Annotated in this window: 1 protein-coding gene; it reads right to left on the reverse strand. The window is 63.6% G+C overall.

Annotated elements, in window-relative coordinates; genetic code table 11:
• Nucleotides 1-264: molybdopterin-dependent oxidoreductase (locus tag KZZ07_RS27035; protein ID WP_219520076.1), on the reverse strand; the 264-nt coding region annotated here is incomplete at both ends.

Here is a 264-nt window from a genome sequence, read left to right on the forward strand (position 1 = left end):
GTGGACGGCAAAATCAGGTCGGCGTAACGGGTCGTCTCGTTGATATAGAGGTCGATGCTGACCATGAACTCCAGCCCGTCCAGGGCTTGCTCAAGTTGGCGGCCGTTGGGCGTCGACAGCACCGGGTTACCGGCGACCGTCACCAGGGCGCGGATTTGCCCGTCGCCTTCGGTGAGCATTTCTTCGGCCAACGCGGACACCGGCAACTCACCACCGTATTCGGGGCGCCCGGACACGCGGCTCTGCCAGCGATTGAAATGCCCG

Source organism: Mameliella sp. CS4, assembly GCF_019392335.1.
Taxonomy (GTDB): domain Bacteria; phylum Pseudomonadota; class Alphaproteobacteria; order Rhodobacterales; family Rhodobacteraceae; genus Antarctobacter.